At 63.6% G+C, this 2,144-nt stretch carries 2 protein-coding genes; both read right to left on the minus strand.

What is annotated here, in order from left to right; translation table 11 throughout:
• Window positions 1-1,655 (minus strand): recombinase family protein (locus tag NKH49_RS34580; protein ID WP_352930148.1); only part of this gene is annotated, 1,655 nt, incomplete at its 3' end.
• On the minus strand, window positions 1,652-2,144 hold a 493-nt coding region (locus tag NKH49_RS34585; RefSeq protein WP_352930151.1), incomplete at its 5' end, for a hypothetical protein. The genes NKH49_RS34585 and NKH49_RS34580, both read right to left, overlap by 4 nt.

Below are 2,144 nucleotides of genomic sequence, written 5' to 3' on the forward strand. Positions count from 1 at the left end.
CGCTGGCCATGCTCTCCGGATTTGGGCTTGCGAACCCGTACCTGCGAGTGCTGGCCTCCGTGCCAGTGGATGGTCAAGATCACGTCGCGCGCATCGTCATCGACATCCGCCACGATGTCCTTGATGAGCGCGCGCAGCAGTTGCTGACGACAGCGCATGTCGACACCCGGCGCGTTCCAGGTGGCCTCGAGATTCTGGGCGAGGCCCGTGAAGTCCGGAACCGCGTCGACAGGCTCCACACGCTGGACTTCGCTCAGCCGGGCCTCGCAGGTCTCCACGCGCCTGAGCGTGGCTTCCCAACTCCTCTCGAGCTGGGCCGCAATAAGCCGGTTCTCCGGGTCGCAAGCGGCATAGCGGCGCTCGGCGAGCGATGCCTCATAGCGCGCCTGCTGCAGGTCCATCTCGATCATCTGCCGCCGCTTGGCTTCGCTCTCCAGCTGCATCCGTTCAGCCTCCAACGCCGCTTCGATCGCCATCGGCGCAACCGCCTCCAGCGCTTCGCGGGTCACCGCCGCGTCGGTGCGAAAGCCGTTGAACGACATGCATCGCGCCTGGGCCATCATGAGGTTGCCGCGCTCGCAGCGATATACCGGATAACCTTGGCCGCGTCCGGCATACATGACAACCAGTCTTCGCCCGCATCGACCACAGGAGATGAGACCGGGGAGCAGTGCGCGACCGCCGCGGCCCGACTTGACGCCGCCGGCTTTGCCATAAGCGTTGGCCGCGAGCAGTTCCTGGTTCCGTTCGTACTCGCTCCATCCGATGTAGCCTTCGTGATGGTCGTTGAGCACCACCGCCCACTCGCTAGCCGGCTTGTAATGGCCATAGCTCTTGCGAACGCGGCCATCGACGATCTCAGTACGCTTCTCGCTCTTACCATAGACATAGGCGCCGGCGTAGAATGGGTTCTTCAGGATCGAGATCACGTTGCGGTAGCGGATCGGAACCCAGTCGAAGGACACCATCTTCTTGCCGTCGGAGGGTCTGGGGAAATGCACGTCATCGTCGATCATCGAGATCAGGACCTGGCGCGCACTGCCGAGTTCGCGGAAGCGCGCGAATATCAGGCGAATGGTCTCCTGCAGGCGCATGTCGGGATCGAACCCGAGACCGTAATCGCGGTGCCAGACATAGCCGAAAGGCACGGAGATGCGCAGTTCCCCGCGCTGTGCCTTGGCGCGGGCGGCCTCGTACATGCGGGCACGCAGCACGCCGAGCTCGAACTCGCTGATGCTGCCCTTCATACCGAGCAGCAGGCGGTCGTTCGGCAATCCCGGATCGTAGACTCCGTCCAGATCGATCACGCGTGCATCAACTTCGCCGCACAACTCGAGCAGCCGATGCCAGTCCGGCCCGTTGCGCGACAGGCGGGACGCCTCCAGGCAAAGCACGGCGCCCACATGGCCGGTGCACAGATCGTCGACCAGGCGCTCGAAACCGGGACGCTCCACAGCCCCGCTTGCGGTTCGTCCCAGATCCTCGTCGATCACCTCTACTTTGCGGAATCCCCAGCGCCGCGCGACGTCGACAAGCTCATATTGCCGACGTTGGCTCTCAAGGTTGAGCTGGACCTGCGCCTGAGTGGACTGACGCACATAGACGACAGCCTTGCGCTTGAGGACGGCAGTCGGAATCAGATTACCGCTCGTCATCGCAGCTCTCCTCCTCCGTTGCCACGCCGGCGGCGGCCATCAATACGTTGGCGAGCCGGACGATCACTATGGTCCGTTGCGCTGAACTCAGCCCGTTCAGCTTCTGCGAGTCGAGCGGCAAGCTGAGTTGGCGAACGACCACGAGAGATCGTGTCGGTGGTGGCAGGGTTCTCATGTTGCGCCTCCGCGATGGTGAAACCATCCGGACAGCCTCGCCGGAAACGGCGTTCGATCAAGAGCTTGTGAAGCTCAAGCAGCGCGGCAAGCGATACGCGCGGGGAGCCCAGGTCCATCGCCGCGCAAGCCACGGGATCGATCATCCAGGCCGGAGCGGTAATGACATGCCCGGGCGCGACGACGAGATGAATGATCCGGCCGTTGGCGCGCTCTTCGCTGTTCTCGCAGCGAAGCCGATGTCCGAAATACGGGTGCCAACGGTAATGGACCTCGACCTCCTGCCCAACATGGGCAGAATGACCCCGAGATGGC

This window comes from Mesorhizobium sp. M1088 (assembly GCF_040318575.1).
Lineage (GTDB): Bacteria > Pseudomonadota > Alphaproteobacteria > Rhizobiales > Rhizobiaceae > Mesorhizobium.